A 16,532-nucleotide genomic window follows, 5' to 3' on the forward strand; every position below is an offset into this window, starting at 1 on the left:
CTTAATTAAGCAAACGAAGAAGTAGAAGGAGAGCTTATGTCCTCTAGGTTCAACCTACTATAGCATTCCTAAATCATTCGTGAAACTCTCTGTTTTCCTCCTCTGCGCCCTCTGCGCCTCTGCGGTTAATTCAATCAAAACCTTTTTCACAAATCATCTAGGATTGCTATAAGTTGAGGTGATTTATGTCTACTATGAAAACCACACAATCAAAATTTTGTCAATGCGTAAGTTCTAGAAGGAATAAGAGTTTGGGAGAGTTCTTGCGTAAGTCCTAAAAGCTAGTTCTGGCTTGAAAATTGTTTAAGTCCCGTTAAAAAATTAGCCATTAGGAGGTCAAAAATGTCAAGTATAAATCAACCCTGGACGACCGTTGAGAGCATACTTAAAGCGATCGACAATGTCGATAATGGTAAGGAGCGCCAAAAGATTGGGATTCTTGGAGCTGGAATAGCTGGTGTAGCAGCAGCTTATGAATTAAAGAAGCGGGGTCACCAAGTGGAAATTTTGGAAGGCTCAGATCGAGTTGGAGGTCGAGTCTGGACACACCACTTCGATAACGGTCAATACGGCGAATATGGTGCTATGCGTATCCCAGGCAAGCACGACTATACCCGCCATTACATTAAAGAAACGAACCTTGAACTAGGTCGCTTCATCACTTCCAATCCTAAGGGTTTCTATGATGTTCGGGACACTATCACCCGCATCTTTGAAGCGATCGACAATCTCTATCCTCAATACAAAAACCTCCGTCCAAGCGACCTAGCGCTAGCCAGTGAAATCGGTGAAAATGGCTACCCAAAGGGAGTAGGTGCCATTTTAGATAATCTTCTTACCCCGATTGTGGAAGACCTTTCGCAGGAGGATAAGCTAGCCCTTTACAGTGGTCAACTGACTGACAAGCTAAAAAAACTTGATGCCAAAACTTTGCGCCACTTTCTCCATGAGGAGCGTCCTGAGCCTGACGGAGCGATGGAGCTGATTGGCTCTCTTACTTCCTTAGAAAATTTGTGGCAAGGCAGTCTCCTTGACGAGCTTCGATCGACGATTGCGGGTCACAGCAGCGGCTTGCAAGAGATTATCGGTGGCATGGATAGACTCCCCAATTGCCTCGCTGACAAGCAAATAAATACGAGGGGAACTGTTCGGGAGGATATCCAGTTTAGAACTGAAGTACGGGGCATCACCACCCAAGAAAACGAGGTGGAACTCACAGCAGGTGAACAGCCGCTCCAGAGACACTACGACTACGTCCTTTGCACGATTCCCTTCTCAGTTCTCCGCCGTCTGGAGTTGAATGGCTTTAGCTCCGAAAAAATGCTCGCTATCCGCAACATTACTTATGCGTCCTCCACCAAGGTGCTGCTGTACTGCCAAGAACGATTCTGGGAGGACGAAAAGTACGACATTGTTGGCGGTGCGTCTATCTCCGACCGCATTAGCCGCCAGACCTACTATCCCTCTAACCACGTCGAGGACTACCGCAAACCATGGCCGGAGCAAGAGGAGGGTCGAGAATTTCAACCCGTGTCTCTACATGCAGCTTACTCTGATGCATTCTGCAAGCGAGACGAGGGGACTTCTGCCAAACAACCGGGGGTACTTTTGGGCAGCTATACCTGGGGCATGAACGCGCGTCGGCTGGGTGTGTTGAGTCAGAAAGAGCGGGCTCAGACGGTCATAAATTCTATCAGCAAATTCCATGAGGAAATTACTAAACCAGGGCAAGTCATAGGTAACGCCTCCATGTTCTGGGATCAGAACAAGTGGAGTACTGGAGCCTTTACCCATTTCGATTCCTCAGATATTGATTGGTACTATCAAGCTGGACTCAAACCTGAGGGGCGGCTACACTTCGCGGGAGAACATCTGTCGCCTGCTCCAGGCTGGATTCAAGGAGCCTTAATATCCTCTCTGAGGGCTGTCCTAGAAATGGTCAAAAGTTTTCCAACTGCCTACTGATTTTCATGCAAATTTCAGCGCTTTTCATTTCTTTTTCGATGTGGATGTGAAGTTATCCCTACTTAGTGATGTTATTTTTCATGAGTTTTTCTATGAGTTCTGGGATAACTTTTATGAGTTTCAGAGACTGAGAGAAAAACTAATATCAAAGGTAATTCACTGCTTTTGGGATATTCCCGACGCAACCTTTGAATTTTAGCGATCGCCAATAAGTCAGGATGTAATCGCTTAATTTGTGTAGGCTCAATGCGATCGTATCCTGACTGACCCAATCAACAATTATTTGTCAGTAGGAGTACAAAATGTCCGAACGGATCGGCGACATCGGTTATAAGCTCTACAGTACGGGTTGGAAAAATGGGTTACATCCCCATCTGACACCAATTCAGCACTGGTTACTCAGTATTTTTCTGCGCTACCGTCAAGGCTATGCAGAAAGCTTGAAATGGGTCAAAGAATATCACGTTGAGAAGAGCGCCAAATAACGATTAGAGCCTCTCATCCTGAAATAATTAAATATTAGCGTTGTTCTTCCTACATCGTCACAAAGGATTAACGCACATCCGATCGAGTTGTACAAGCATGGGTGAAAAGCCCTGAACAGCGCCGCAATATTCTCACTCCTGGATTACGAAACGAATCTGCTGGAAAAATTGATGATTTTAATAATTTTTTATCAGATATAAATAATGCTTTAAAAATTGTTGGTAGTACCATCAAGGCTATTTCACCGCTTATTTGATAAAAATAGGGCTTACGCGACTGACACGAAAAACTGTAAGATGTGTGAAGCTACGAAAAAATTTCAGCGTAGTCATCAGACTTGTAGCGTTAGGCACCGACTTCCAATTCCGAGCCAGATTGATTACAGATGATGCTAAATGGATATTCGATTATTGATGCGGATTCCCACGTTATTGAACCTCCCAGTATGTGGGCTGAGTATCTCGAACCAGAATTTAAACAGTTTGCCCCTTCAGCAGAAATGAAAATTCAAGGGGAAGACATTGTAAAAAAAGTCTCTAGGCAAGTTCGAGATAAGGCGAATAAGCAGATGATGGAAGCTCACCCCAATGCTTATTTCCAAGGCTACAATGTCAAGTCTCATCTTCAAGAAATGGTGCAGATGGGGATCGATCTGGCATTCCTTTATCCAACTTATGGATTGTGGCTTTGGGCGATCGATACTATGCAACCGGAAGTTGCTGGCGCTTTTACCCGCGCCTATAACAATTGGTTAAAAGACTTTTGCAGCTACGATCCAGATAAGTTGAAGGGGGTAGGAGCAATTAATCTGCACGCGCCAGAGTCAATGGTGTATGAATTGCATAGAATTGTCGATTTTGGCTGGAAAGCGGTGTTTTTACGCCCTAACCCCGTCAAAGGAAGACTATTGAGTGACTCTGCTTACGAGCCATTTTGGACAGAATGCGAGCGACTAGGTATAGCAGTAGGCATTCATGAAGGGACTCACAGTCGTTTGCCAACTACAGGTACAGAAAGGTTTAACACTCGTTTTGCTACCCACGCTTGCTCTCATCCGATGGAACAGATGATGGCTTTATTAGCGTTGATTGAAGGAGGGGTATTAGAACATCATCCAAAACTTAAAGTGGCTTTTCTGGAGTCCGGTTGTGGCTGGCTTTCCTATTGGCTGTGGCGACTAGATGAAGAATACGAAAATTTACATTGGGAGGATAAAATTCATGATCATGTCAAAATCAAGCCATCAGAGTATTTTCGTCGCCAGTGTTTTATTGCCATTGAGCCTTCAGAACCTTATTTGGCTCAGGTGATTGAATACATTGGCACGGACAACTTAATTTTTGGTTCGGACTATCCCCATATGGATCATAAGCCGAACATCGTTGCAGAAATGGTAAAGCTTGAGGAAAAATTATCGAAAGAAACTGTGCAAAAGATTCTTTGGGATAATCCTCGCCGCTTTTACAATTTGTCTTGAATTACAGATTATATAGGAGGAAACGACAATGAGCAAACCACCAGATCAAATAAAGCCAGGACAGCAGTATGAAAACACTACCTATTACCAGATACTATTTGTAGAACCTTCTAAGGAAGAAAACAAGAGAGAAAGTCTAAATTTAACTACAAGTATATTGGCGAAAACAAGAGGTTCTGTCTCTCAAAATGAGCAAATCTCTGAAAATGCCCAAATGCAAAACGCTCACCCAAGTAGTTTTGACAATTTTGAACTTGATCGAGAGACAATAGAAAAGCTGAAAGATTATCCCAGACAAGGAGATGAACACAAGCTATCTTCATATTTGCCCTCACCAGGAGTCATTTTCCCAGATGGTTTTATGAAGGCATTATCTGACCCTGAATCTCAAAAAATTGAACAAACTGAGCTAGGTAATTTTTATCAGCCGATACGAAGCATACTATATAGTCGCAAAATATCGCAGCTGATTGCTAAAACTTGGTGGTCTTATTTGGAAGCAAAAGAAAAGGGCTTATGGTGTGAGTTTACTGCTGGGAAATGGGATAACATTATTAAATCTAAGGATGTAAATGGTTTCTACATTTTAGATGGTCTCATAGCTAGAGAAATTTTTCTTTTTGGTGGGGGAAACCCTCCTAACAATCCCTACTCTGAAGCTGACACGATTTACCTTCGACAACTTACAAGAGAACCTGTAGAACAAGCAAGATTTCTTATTTTACCTAGCAGCAAATCTTGGCAGGGAATTTCTTTAGCTCTCTTATTGGCTGGACAAGCTTATTACAAAATAGAAGATAAATACCACCAAATTTCCCAACCTATTCTCAGTACAGGTGAAATAGTTTCTAAGTATAGTCTAGAGGTAGATTGGAATAGGTTTAATGGTGATATCAAAGAGATTATTATTAGCCAGGAAAAACCCTGGGTAGCTTACCATACTGTTATCCCCTATCCTCCCATACCTGATGATGCCGATCAAAAGAATATTGGAAAATGGGCAAACGCAGAAGATGATGGTGGAGAGCTTCCTTTTTACGTAAAGACAGAAGACAAAAAGGATTATTTAATAGATGTGGACTATTTAAGGTCTCCCTATCCCTATATTCCCCTCAGTTGTAGTTAATTTTAAAAGTCACTCCTTGAAAATAGTTTGTAGCTTAGAATGTAGGCACAATGATAAAATCCTGGAAAGCCTGTATAAAAGGATTCCAGGTTTTTCAAGCTTCTTATGGAACGGCAACCAGACAAGATTAAAACAGACTATCAGATTATTCAGAAAATCTACGAAAGTGCTAATTCATTAGTCTATCGAGCGATTCTCAAGCCTGATAATCAACCAGTTATTTTAAAGATTCTTAAGGAAAACTACCCTACTCCCTCAGAATTGACTCGATACAAGCAGGAATATGAAGTCACCCGCTCCTTAAATACTGATGGAGTTATTAAAGCATACAATTTGCAGCGATATGAAAATAGTCTAGTCATGTTTTTAGAAGACTTTGGCGGTGAATCTTTAAAATTGTTAATGCCCGAACGCCAATTTACTCTCAAAGAATTTCTCTCTATTGCCATCAAAACCACTGAGAGTTTGGCGGCTATTCACGCTGCCAATATCATCCACAAAGACATTAACCCCTCTAATATTGTCTATAATCCAGAAACCGAACAACTCAAAATCATTGACTTCGGCATTTCCACTCGTTTATCGCGAGAAAATCAGACAGTTGGCAATATTGAGCGTTTAGAAGGAACTTTAGCTTATATTGCTCCAGAGCAAACTGGAAGAATGAATCGAGGAATAGATTACCGCAGCGATTTTTATTCCTTGGGTGCTACCTTCTACGAATTGCTGACTAATCAACTACCTTTTGCAACCACTGACTCTATAGAATTAGTTCATTGTCATATTGCTCAACAACCTGTTCCCCCACATGAACTTGTAGAAACGTTAAATTCAACGTCTCAACCAATACCTAAAGCCGTTTCAGACATTGTGATGAAATTGTTGGCAAAAACCCCAGAAGAACGATACCAAAGTGCTTGGGGAATCAAAGCCGACTTGGAAACCTGTCGCGAGCGCTTAGAGAGTTTAGGGCAAATTGACGAGTTTTGTTTAGCAACTCAGGATATTTGCGCTCGCTTTGTTATTCCTGAAAAACTTTATGGTAGGGAAAAAGAAGTTACTCAACTACTAACTACTTTTGAGCGAGTCAGTCAAGGCAGCAGTGAGATAATGCTGGTTTCTGGTTATTCAGGAATTGGCAAATCTGCCTTGATTAATGAAGTTCATAAACCAATATTACGCCAGCGAGGATACTTTATTAGCGGAAAATTCGATCAGTTGCAGCGAGATATTCCTTATGCGGCGATCACTTTAGCATTTCAAAACTTAATACGGCAGTTACTTACCGAATCTGAAGCAGCACTACAAACTTGGAAACGAGAACTTTTAATAGCCTTGAATCCTAATGCTCAGGTTATCATTGATGTAATTCCTGAATTGGAGCAGATTATTGGTAAACAGCCGCTCGTTGAACAATTAGGAGCAACTGAAGCTCAAAATCGATTTAATTTATTTTTTAAAAGATTTATTCGCGTTTTCACTAAAAAAGAACACCCTTTAGTTATCTTCCTGGACGATCTACAGTGGGCAGATTTAGCATCTTTGAAGTTAATCGATCTATTAATAACCGATTCTGATAGCAAATATTTATTAATAGTCGGAGCCTATCGAGATAATGAAGTTGATGCAACTCATCCTTTGATGCAAACCTTAGAGCAAATTGAAAAAGAAGCTGCTAGGATCAATAATATCTTGCTGCAACCATTAGGAATCGAATATATCAATCAATTAATTGCCGATACTTTAAATTGCTCTATAGAAAAGTCAAAATATTTAGCATATTTAGTAACCAATAAAACTCAAGGAAACCCTTTTTTCTTAACTCAATTAATGCAATCTCTATACAGAAAAAATCTTTTGTCATTTGACCATAATCAAAATATTTGGCACTGGAAATTTGAGGAAATTGAAAGAAGAGAAATCACTGATAATGTAGTTGATTTAACTATCGATAAGATTACTAAACTAGAGGAAAAGAGTCAGAAAGTTTTGCAATTAGCTGCCTGTATTGGCAATCAATTTAATTTAGAAGTTCTTTCTGTTGTCAATAATAAATCTCAAATAACTACAGCTAGAGAACTTCAGCCAGCATTAGAGGTAAGTTTAATTTTACCTCTAAGTAATGACTATAAAATACCTCTGCTTTGGAATCAGGAAGAAATATCAAAAAATACTTCAGAAATATCCGATGCTTTTATTCCCAAAATTCCTAAGTATATTCCCTATCAATTTTTGCACGACCGAGTTCAACAAGCAGCCTATGCTTTAATTCCAGAAGACGAGAAAAAATTAGTTCATTTACAAGTAGGTCGTCTGCTTCTAAAAAATATTCAAGAAGATAAGTTAGAGGAAAATATCTTTGCTACTGTCAATCATTTAAATGAAGGATATGAGTTAATTATCGATCAATTTGAAAGAGATAGTTTAGCTAAATTAAATCTTCAAGCTGGTAAAAAAGCAAAAGCATCAACAGCTTATCAAACCTCTCTAAGATATTTAGAAATGGGGTTAGGTTTATTATCTCCAAATAGTTGGGAGAATCAATATAAATTAACTTTGGAAATCCATGAAGAAACTTTAGAATTGCTCTACTTAAATACTAAATTAGCTCAAATTGAAAACTTTTCTGAAATTATCATCAAACAAGCTAAACTCAATCTTGATAAAGTCAGAGCTTATCAAATAAAAATATTATATTATTATAGTATATTTCAGAGTCAGAAAGCAATAAATACTGCTCTAGAAATTTTACCAGAATTAGGAATAAATCTCTCTACTCAAGCTATTGACATAAATACAAAAATTGAACAGCTACAGAAATATATTAAATTACTATTGAAAAATAAACGCATTAAAGATATAGCTAATCTTCCTGCAATAATCGAGCCACAGAAACTATCAGCTATACAAATATTGCAGCAGATTATATCAGCTACACATACAACAAATTTTTCATTATTTGTTTGGGTAATATTAACTCTAGTTGACTTCTGTATAAAATATGGAAATTCTCCTCAAGCTGCTAGCATATATGTTACTTATGGAATGCTTTTGTGTGGAAACAAAAGAGACATTCTTCAAGGATATGAGTTTGGCAAAATATCTCTGAAGTTACTAGAAAAAATTAATAATACTAAATCAAAAGCTTTTGTTGTGCAAATGTATTACGGGCAAGTATGGCACTGGAAAGAATATCTTAAAGATAAAGTGGCGCAACAAACATTACTAAATGGTTTTCAGAAAGGGATAGATACAGGAGAGTATGAGTATGCTTCTTATGCAGTTATCAACTATTGCTTAATCAAGTTTTTAAGAGGAGAAGATTTAGAAGAAGTTACTCTTTGTTACAAAAAATACACTAACTCAATTGAAAAATTGAAACAAGAGTTTTGTTTTTATAATATAAAAATTTTTTATAATCTGACAAGATTATTATTACAGAAAAATCATAACATTCCAATTATAATTGGTAACTCTCAACAACAAGAAAATCAATACTTAAAAGAATGGAAAAATCAAAATAATGAATGGTTGCTATTATTTATCTATTTTTCTAAGACAGTTTACTGTTATCTTTTAAAAGATTATTGTAATGCTTTTAATAATGCCATTAAAGCAGAAAAGTATAAAAATGGTACGGCTGCATATCTAACTACACCGCAACACAATTTCTACTCTTCTCTTTCCTTTCTTGCTCACTATCATAATTGCAACCTAGAACAACAAAAAAACATTATAGAAAAAGTAGAAAAAAATCAGGATGATATGAAAATATGGGCTGGTCATTGCCCCGCAAATTTTCAAAATAAATATGATTTAGTAGAAGCAGAGAAAGCGCGAGCATTGGCAGAAAATTGGCAAGCTCAAGAACTTTATGAAAAAGCAATTCAAGGTGCTAAAAAATCTGAATTTATCCACGAAGAAGCCATAGCTTACGAACGCGCAGCAGAATTTTATTTCTCTCTAAGTAGAGAAGAAATAGGGAAACTATACTTAAGAAATGCCTATCATTGTTATTCTTGTTGGGGCGCAAAAGCCAAAGTTCAAGCCTTAGAATTGGAGTATCCACAGTTTCTCATGGATATAAACGACAGAAAAGAAAACCAAAGCATTAATACAACTGAATCTACTGCTAGTACAAATCCCCAAGCCCTCGATATCGTCACAGTTACCAAAGCCTCTCAAATATTAGCTAGCGAAATTAAACTCGACCAACTGCTGGCTAAGTTAATGAAAATTGTAATTGAAAATGGCGGTGCTCAAAAAGGCTTTTTGATATTGGAAAAAAATCAGAGATGGGCGATCGCAGCTGAAGGGACAGTAGATTCTGATGACGTGTCTCTACTACAATCGCTTCCCATTGACTCTGTAAATGGCGACAAGCAGACACCTATCCTACCAGTTGCGATCGTTAACTATGTTGTCCGTACTCAAGAAAATGTAGTTCTTAATAATGCTACCGAAGAAGAACGGTTTATCCGCGATCCCTACATCGTCGCCACTCAACCAAAATCGATTCTCTGTACTCCTTTGTTACATCAAGGCAAAACAAGTGGTATTTTATATTTAGAAAACAATTTAACCACAAATGCATTTACCAGCGATCGCATTGAAGTTTTAAGAATTCTTTCTGCTCAAGCTGCTATCTCCATTGAAAATGCCCGTCTCTACGGACAGTTAGAAGATTATAACCGAAATCTAGAGCTGAGAGTAGAACAGCGCACTCAAGAACTCTCACAAACCCTAGAAGTTCTCAAAGCTACCCAAGCCGAACTGCTCTTTGAAAACGAGTTACTTAAAAGTGCCGAACAACCCTCTACCTTTGACTATCAAGTGGGAGGAAGTTTGCCGATGGATGCTCCCACTTATGTTGTGCGCTCAGCAGACCGTTATCTTTACAAAGCGTTGAAGCGCGGGGAGTTTTGTTACATTCTCAATCCTCGGCAGATGGGCAAGTCAAGCCTGATGGTACGCATGATACACCATCTCCAGCATGAGGGATGTAGCTGCGGGGCGATCGACCTGACCCGCATTGGTAGCGAAAACATCACGCCTGACCAATGGTACAAAGGCTTGACAGTAGAGCTATGGCGAAGTTTTGGTTTACTAAGAAAGGTTAATCTAAAAACTTGGTGGCAAGAGCAAGGAGATATTTCTCCGGTTCAGAGGTTGAGTCAATTTATTGAAGAAGTTTTGCTAGTTGAAGTTGCTCAAAATGATGACACTATCTCTAAAAACCTGATAATTTTTATCGATGAAATTGACAATGTCTTGGGCTTGAATTTCCCAGTTAATGACTTTTTTGCTCTGATTCGCTCCTGCTATAATCAGCGCAGCATTAATCCAGAGTATCGATGTTTAACCTTTGCTCTTTTTGGAGTCGTTACCCCTAGCGACTTAATTACTGACCACCAAAGAACGCCCTTTAACATCGGTCAGACCATTCAATTGGAAGGCTTTAAAGAGCATGAAGCGCAACCTTTACTTCAGGGATTGGCTGAGAAAGTGAGTAATCCTCAAACACTCTTAAAAGAAGTGTTAGCCTGGACTAGTGGTCAGCCTTTTTTGACCCAAAAGCTCTGTAGACTTATCCGCAATTCTTCATCTCCTATCCCTACCAACAGAGAAGCCGAATGGATTGAAAATTTAGTGCGAACTCAGGTAATAGAGAATTGGGAATCACAGGATGAACCAGAACATTTTAGAACCATTCGCGATCGCCTCCTCAATAGCAAACAATCCGTTCGGCTACTAGAACTCTATCGACAAATTTTGCATCAAGGAGAGATTGTTGCAGTTGATAGTTCAGAGGAAAGAGAATTGCTTTTGTCGGGGCTAGTAGTCAAGCAACAGGGAACTTTGAGAGTCCAGAACCGTATTTATGAATCGATCTTTGTTTGATTTACTATGCGGCATCAACCTTCTTTTACCATCCAAACCAAAAAACCCAAAATTTGCTCGATTGGAGGTAAAGGATAATCATTCAAATCTATTGTTACAACTTGTGACTCTAGCTTAAGAAATCGCCATTGTGTGCCACTGGTGACGCAGCCGTAAACAACTAAAATTGGTTGACCACAAGCTTCATTAAAGCGTTGCATAGCAACCATTTCAGCAATACACTGTCCCAGTCCCAACTTTAAATCCGCTTTTTTTGCTTCTACAACAACTATAGTAGGAGCTTCTACAGTTAATTGTTCTGAGGATCGGCTAACTAAAAAATCGCAGACTCCATTGAGTCCTGCATCTATATCTACATCAAACTGTTCTCCAGAAAAAACGCTAATTTCTCTGTTGAGAATGCGTCGCATCTCTAAAAGTACAGGATTGATTATTACCTCGGAACGAGCTTTTTCTGTACCTACTGCTACTGCCCAAGGCAAATCTTCTAATATTATTTCTAGCCTGGGACTAAGGGTTATTGGTGCAATTGTATCTGGAAAAAATTTTACCCCCTCAACGATGGTGAGTTTCAAATCCCGCTTCACTTTATCGATGGTAAATTGGCTGTAGGGCATAAGAAACTATAAATAAAAATTTATCAAGCAGGAGTTAAAAAGTCTATGGATTATTGTACCGTGCGATCGCTTGCTTCAACACGTAATTCCGATGATTCAGATATTTTGGGAAAACTGTTGTGATGATTGTGGCTGCTATCAAAGAGCGATCGCAGCAGTGTCTGGAATTTGAGGAGGAACAGCAGGATTCAATGGACTTTGTGGGTATCCAACGAGTCTCGGTTGAAGTATGAGCCAATTGCCAAGTGTGACGGGACGCCAAGTGATAGCAGATCTTGGCAAGGTGGGTTTTGAAGTGGCAAGGATACGTGGAAGTCACCATATTCTCATACATAGCGATCAGCGTCGAACCGTGGTTCCCATGCATTCTGGTGAAACAATTGGTCGTGGTTTACTTACACAAATACTGCGCGATTGTCAAATAACTCGTAATGAGTTCAGGTCGCTGTTATGAGAGTTGACCTAACTATCATTATCCTTCGATTTGGGCGATCGCTTGTCATTTATCTTCTAGTGTTCCACATTCGTCGAAAATCGTCAGTGATGGTGGTAAATGCTACTTACACGTGAGGGCGGATAGCACTTAGATGCGCGGCGAGAGCGCTAAAGACTCGAATGTGAGCGAATTTCAGCTAAGATATCCGAGATTTCTGCTTCCGATTGAATATGCTGGGACAAAACTTGTGCGGTGACTTCTAAAACTCGGTTAGAAAATAATTTGGCTAAATCTTGTCTTAGCCCTTGTCCAATGTAAAATTTGAGTAAGGCTTCAACGGACATATCTCGATATGCAGCTACTTTTTTGAGGGATTCTAAAGTATCTGCTGGCATTTCAAGAGATACTGTCTCTTTAGGGCGGCGGTGCAATTGTAATGTAAATTCTTCCTCAAGCTTGTTCATAAAGTTTCCTTTCATTTGGAGTAGCAGGACGAGCAGAAATTATGCGGTTGCGCTTACCTCTTTCAAGATAAACAACTAACAACAGACGTTGCTCTAAAGAGTAACCAAGAATAAACTCCCGTTTCTCACTATTGGAGAGCATCTTCGGAGTAGCATCACCAACTTGGTAGAAGGGATCGAAGAAAACCTCCGCTGCTTCTTCAAAGGTAATGCCATGTTTGTCAAGATTACTCTGGGCTTTGTTACTATCCCACTCAAATTCAACGCCTTGCAGTTGATAGAGAATATTCATATATTTATTCTATCGCTTTGTTGATGAGTTGTATCAAGGCATCAACAAAGGTGGATTTTACGCTATAATGCACCATTATCAGTTTAATCGGTGCATTCGCTCACGCAAACGCACTCTACAAAAGCGGCGATCGCTCTGTTAATCTGAGCGGATTGTCGGTGACATCCTTGGTCGAAATTCCGATATTGATATATTGATATTGTTCATAGACAATTTGCAATTTAACGCTATGCCAACCGAGCATACTCGCCAAACTCTCCTTCTGTGAGAATTTTGCCCATTTTTTGGTACTCCCGCCGAGTCGCCCAAATCAGATGATTCATAGAAATCGCACCACCATCATCGGCGGCGAGGAAGGCAGCTGCTAGAGCTATGTTGCGAATGTTACCTCCGGCAATCTCGAAGCGTTGTGCCATAAAATCTAAATCTACATCTGGATTCTTGGGAGTAGACTTGGGGAAAATTTGCTCCCAAATACGGCGGCGTTCTTTTTTGTTGGGGAAGGGAAATTCAAGACTAAAATGCATCCGCCTGACAAAGGCATCATCCATGTTTTTGCGTAAGTTTGTCGCTAAAATTACAACTCCTTGATACTCTTCCATCCGTTGCAATAAATAGCTAACTTCGATGTTGGCGTAGCGATCGTGGGAATCACGGACTTCACTACGTTTACCAAACAGCGCGTCTGCTTCATCGAAAAACAAAATGGCGTTGCTGGTTTGAGCTTCGTTAAAAATCCGAGACAGATTTTTTTCGGTTTCGCCAATATACTTGCTAACTACACTGGAGAGGTCTATTTTGTAGAGATCCAAGCCTAATTCTCCAGCTATAATATTAGCGGACATGGTTTTGCCGGTGCCAGGAAGACCAGCGAAGAAAACGTTGACTCCCTTGCCCATAGCTAGTTTGTTATCAAAGCCCCATTCGTCGTAGACGACAGTGCGGTACTTGACTGAATTACAGATTTCTCTTAGCATCTGCATTTGGTCAGGAGGCAGAATGATGTCATCCCATTTATAATAAGGATTGATTTTAGTGGCTAGGTTGCTCAATTTTCGGTTAGACTGCAAGCGGCATCCTGCATAAATATCTGCCATTGTCAAGTGCTGCTGTTCTGGATCGCGCCAGTGGGCTATATTTCGGGCAGTAGCTGTCGCATCCTCGATTTGACCGCCACTAAAGCGGAATTTACTGGCTAATATCTTTAAGTCTGCCTCAGAACCAAAACCTGTGTCACCTCTGAGACTCTTGTGCCATAGTTGCACCCGTTCGGCATTTGTCGGATGGGAAAACTCAATCCGTAAGAAGGGAATGTCTTGCAATGCATCTACTGGTTCCCAGGTCACTTCTCCAGCAAGAAAAGTCAGTAAATTGGCATCTTCCAACTGCTTTATGAATGACAAGAGCCGTGTTTGTTTATCATCTTCTAGTAAACTATCAAAGCCCTTCCAGTAGAGAGCCGATTGCTGCAAACGTGCTTCACGACAAACCAAATTGATAGCTGTATCAAATGCAACATTTTCTGAATTGAGCAGGCGATCGCCATCGACAATCAACAATCCCATACCCAACTCCTGACAAATTGCTTCAGCAGTCGCCTGCTTACCGACACCGTAAGAGCCTTGAAAATAAAATATACATCCTTCGGTCAGTACCTGTTTTTTCTGAGTTAGCTGTTGGAAGCGTTGCTTAACGTCGATCGGTAATAACAGGTCTTCTAGTTTAGCTTGCGGTAATTTATATTTAGTGTAAGTATTGATGCGAGAGTCAATTTCATCAGTATTGAGTAAGTAATTGACTATGCGATCGTCTAGTTTAAGAAACTTACCCAATAGTGGGGGTTGGTGTTGAGATGGATCGTCGAAGACATTCAGTAAGTGATGCTTTAGTAGGGGATGGGTCGGGGTAAAACGTTGACGTGTTGCCAGCTTCTGTTCTAAAGAAGGACAAAGGAGGTTCAAAACCAAATCTATACTGGGACGCTTCTTTGTGACATCACCATGAAGGTAAGCAATTAGGCTCTCGTAACGTAAATCGAGTTCTGGAGCCAGACAAATCAGAAGAATATCAATATCAATAGTTGTGAGTTGAAAGCTGCGAGCGAGTGCTTCTAAACGTAACGTAATATTACGTTGGATGCTTTTTTCTTTACATAAAGCAATCTCATCTGCCAGTTGCTCGAAAACATCCTGAACCTCATCTGTAGACAAAGGTGTAGAAGCAGCCGCCCAGTGTGGCATCCCAACTGGTTTTGCTAGCATTGCCTCTAGATCTTCTTCAGAAATATAGAGTCCTTGGAAGGCTGTATCAGTTGACTGAATCTGCTGTAATCGTTGTAGCTGAACTTGGATAAGTAAATCTATCCGTTCTAGCTCTGCCAAAATGTGTTGCAGGGAGGTTGCATAATGTTCCATTGCAGTGACAGCTGTTGTTGGTGGCTTTGTGGACTGATTGTTGGGTTTTGTTTTTTCAGCCAATTTGTAGGCGATCGCATTTTATCAAAACATAGAGACGAAGCATGATAAGTCAAGACAAGGGTCTTCGTGTCTACACTTCTATACGTTTACATATCTACTAGAATTTTGATTATCAGTATAGTGTATTTCAGGTAATTCTAATATTGCCTACTATTTTGGCGCATTAGATGCAATAGAGAAGTAACATATATTTAGCTTATACTTGAATCTTGGGTTATTCCTTTTTGTTGAGTACTAGGTGATGTTTTGTCACACGCTTGCATGAAACTGCTGTAGTGTTTTTAGATCATTAGTCCCGTAACTATCTACAAGAGTGCGATCGATTGTGTTTTATTATCCTTCAGTTTGGGCGATTCCCTTCAGGATAGCTTCGCTTCACGCATCATAAGCGCGTTGCATTACCACAAATTACAGACAGAATTTCCCGCAAGTATCGAGCCATCGTCGTTACGTTGGCATAAACTAAGCGTCTGATGAGTGATTATTCAACCAAATGAATCCAAGACAAAGCAGAATGAACCGTGTTAAATAGGCGTTTATCACCTGTGTAGAAGTCTGCTTGAAATCTTTGAGCTAATGCTAAATAATGAGCATCATAAGCAGCAGAGAGGTTAAATTGTTGCGCGATTTCCCAGGCTTGTTGATGAAGTTGGCGATCGCCATAAAATTGAATGGGTAAATTCAGAGCATTGTTAAGACATTGCTGGGCTTCTGTATTCAGTAATTGTTTTGCCAGTTTCATTCGATAGAATACATTTGTAACTTCGTAACATAAGAGGGTGGGAGCAATAATCTTGGTTTGGGTTTGCTCCCATTTATCCCATAATGTTAGATAGGGAGATGTTTCTCTATGACTGTTGATTAACTTAACTATGAAATTAGCATCCACACAAATCAATTGTATAGTCATGATTTTTCTTGATTAGAAAACCAAAGAACCATCAATTCTCGATCTCTTTCTTCTCGCATTTGATGAACGATTTCATCAATATCCGGTTCAAAGGGTTGATCGCTACGCCGTTGCTGAATGGCTTGAGCATTGGCTAAAATTGCTGAACGTAAGTTTTGCCAATTCAATTGATGTGTTAATTTTTGGTTTAATAACTCTCGTTCTTCAGGAGACAAAGCTTTGATTGCATTAGCTAAAGATTCGACAAGCTGAATATTCATAGACGTTCCCTATCCTGTTATCAAAGCGAAATAAGTGAATATCCTTATAACCATTGGGCAACATTTGACAAACTCTTAAGCTGGCTTGGGCGTGCTTGTTAGTTGGGTTAATGCCTTTTTC

The 16,532-nt window shown here is 39.8% G+C and carries 15 protein-coding genes; 7 read left to right on the forward strand and 8 right to left on the reverse strand.

Going from position 1 to position 16,532, the window contains the following annotated elements; all coding sequences use genetic code 11:
• Positions 1 to 342 precede the first annotated feature (342 nt).
• Positions 343 to 1,965: a flavin monoamine oxidase family protein gene (locus tag WA1_RS40635; RefSeq protein WP_017742762.1), complete on the forward strand. Its 1,623-nt coding sequence runs from the start codon at positions 343 to 345 to the stop codon at positions 1,963 to 1,965.
• Between the two features lie 71 nt (positions 1,966 to 2,036).
• Here WA1_RS40635 and WA1_RS56035 read toward each other — a convergent pair whose 3' ends face one another.
• Positions 2,037 to 2,237 carry a hypothetical protein gene (locus WA1_RS56035; RefSeq protein ID WP_148662871.1) on the reverse strand — a complete coding sequence of 67 codons (201 nt, stop codon included), beginning with the start codon at positions 2,235 to 2,237 and terminating at the stop codon, positions 2,037 to 2,039.
• A gap of 30 nt (positions 2,238 to 2,267) precedes the next feature.
• On the opposite strand from WA1_RS56035, the gene WA1_RS40640 reads away from it, so the two are divergent.
• From WA1_RS40640 to WA1_RS40655, 5 genes are all read left to right on the forward strand, one after another.
• The gene (locus tag WA1_RS40640; RefSeq protein ID WP_017742763.1) at positions 2,268 to 2,450 is read left to right on the forward strand and encodes a hypothetical protein; all 183 of its coding nucleotides are present in this window, start codon (positions 2,268 to 2,270) and stop codon (positions 2,448 to 2,450) included.
• A gap of 101 nt (positions 2,451 to 2,551) precedes the next feature.
• Complete coding sequence (locus tag WA1_RS57670) at positions 2,552 to 2,707, forward strand: hypothetical protein (protein ID WP_017742764.1); 156 nt, start codon at positions 2,552 to 2,554, stop codon at positions 2,705 to 2,707.
• 129 nt (positions 2,708 to 2,836) lie between these two features.
• Positions 2,837 to 3,928 carry an amidohydrolase family protein gene (locus WA1_RS40645; protein WP_272819333.1) on the forward strand — a complete coding sequence of 364 codons (1,092 nt, stop codon included), beginning with the start codon at positions 2,837 to 2,839 and terminating at the stop codon, positions 3,926 to 3,928.
• Between the two features lie 28 nt (positions 3,929 to 3,956).
• Positions 3,957 to 5,054 carry a hypothetical protein gene (locus WA1_RS40650; protein ID WP_017742766.1) on the forward strand — a complete coding sequence of 366 codons (1,098 nt, stop codon included), beginning with the start codon at positions 3,957 to 3,959 and terminating at the stop codon, positions 5,052 to 5,054.
• A 105-nt stretch (positions 5,055 to 5,159) separates the two neighbouring features.
• Positions 5,160 to 10,955, forward strand: coding sequence for an AAA family ATPase (locus WA1_RS40655; RefSeq protein ID WP_017742767.1), 5,796 nt, complete (start codon positions 5,160 to 5,162; stop codon positions 10,953 to 10,955).
• Positions 10,956 to 10,969: 14 nt separating this feature from the next.
• Here the strand turns inward: WA1_RS40655 and WA1_RS40660 are convergent, their stop codons facing one another.
• A complete protein-coding gene (locus WA1_RS40660) occupies positions 10,970 to 11,572 on the reverse strand; it encodes a hypothetical protein (protein ID WP_017742768.1) in 603 nt (200 codons plus the stop codon).
• Between the two features lie 229 nt (positions 11,573 to 11,801).
• On the opposite strand from WA1_RS40660, the gene WA1_RS40665 reads away from it, so the two are divergent.
• Positions 11,802 to 12,026 (forward strand): type II toxin-antitoxin system HicA family toxin, encoded by a 225-nt coding sequence (locus tag WA1_RS40665; RefSeq protein WP_017742770.1) that lies wholly within the window; start codon positions 11,802 to 11,804, stop codon positions 12,024 to 12,026.
• Between the two features lie 149 nt (positions 12,027 to 12,175).
• Here WA1_RS40665 and WA1_RS40670 read toward each other — a convergent pair whose 3' ends face one another.
• The 6 genes from WA1_RS40670 to WA1_RS61975 form a co-directional block, all read right to left on the reverse strand.
• Positions 12,176 to 12,472: a hypothetical protein gene (locus tag WA1_RS40670; RefSeq protein ID WP_017742771.1), complete on the reverse strand. Its 297-nt coding sequence runs from the start codon at positions 12,470 to 12,472 to the stop codon at positions 12,176 to 12,178.
• Entirely contained in the window at positions 12,459 to 12,764 is a 306-nt protein-coding gene (locus WA1_RS40675; RefSeq protein WP_017742772.1) for a BrnT family toxin, read from the reverse strand. The genes WA1_RS40670 and WA1_RS40675 overlap by 14 nt, the downstream gene beginning before the upstream one ends.
• 227 nt (positions 12,765 to 12,991) lie before the next feature.
• Entirely contained in the window at positions 12,992 to 15,241 is a 2,250-nt protein-coding gene (locus WA1_RS40680; protein ID WP_017742773.1) for an AAA family ATPase, read from the reverse strand.
• Between the two features lie 481 nt (positions 15,242 to 15,722).
• Positions 15,723 to 16,151 (reverse strand): type II toxin-antitoxin system VapC family toxin, encoded by a 429-nt coding sequence (locus tag WA1_RS40685; protein ID WP_017742774.1) that lies wholly within the window; start codon positions 16,149 to 16,151, stop codon positions 15,723 to 15,725.
• Complete coding sequence (locus tag WA1_RS40690; protein ID WP_017742775.1) at positions 16,148 to 16,411, reverse strand: hypothetical protein; 264 nt, start codon at positions 16,409 to 16,411, stop codon at positions 16,148 to 16,150. Before WA1_RS40690 ends, WA1_RS40685 begins: the two co-directional genes overlap by 4 nt.
• Positions 16,380 to 16,475, reverse strand: coding sequence for a hypothetical protein (locus WA1_RS61975; RefSeq protein WP_419183602.1), 96 nt, complete (start codon positions 16,473 to 16,475; stop codon positions 16,380 to 16,382). Before WA1_RS61975 ends, WA1_RS40690 begins: the two co-directional genes overlap by 32 nt.
• Between the last annotated feature and the right edge of the window lie 57 nt (positions 16,476 to 16,532).

This window comes from Scytonema hofmannii PCC 7110, assembly GCF_000346485.2.
GTDB lineage: Bacteria > Cyanobacteriota > Cyanobacteriia > Cyanobacteriales > Nostocaceae > Scytonema > Scytonema hofmannii.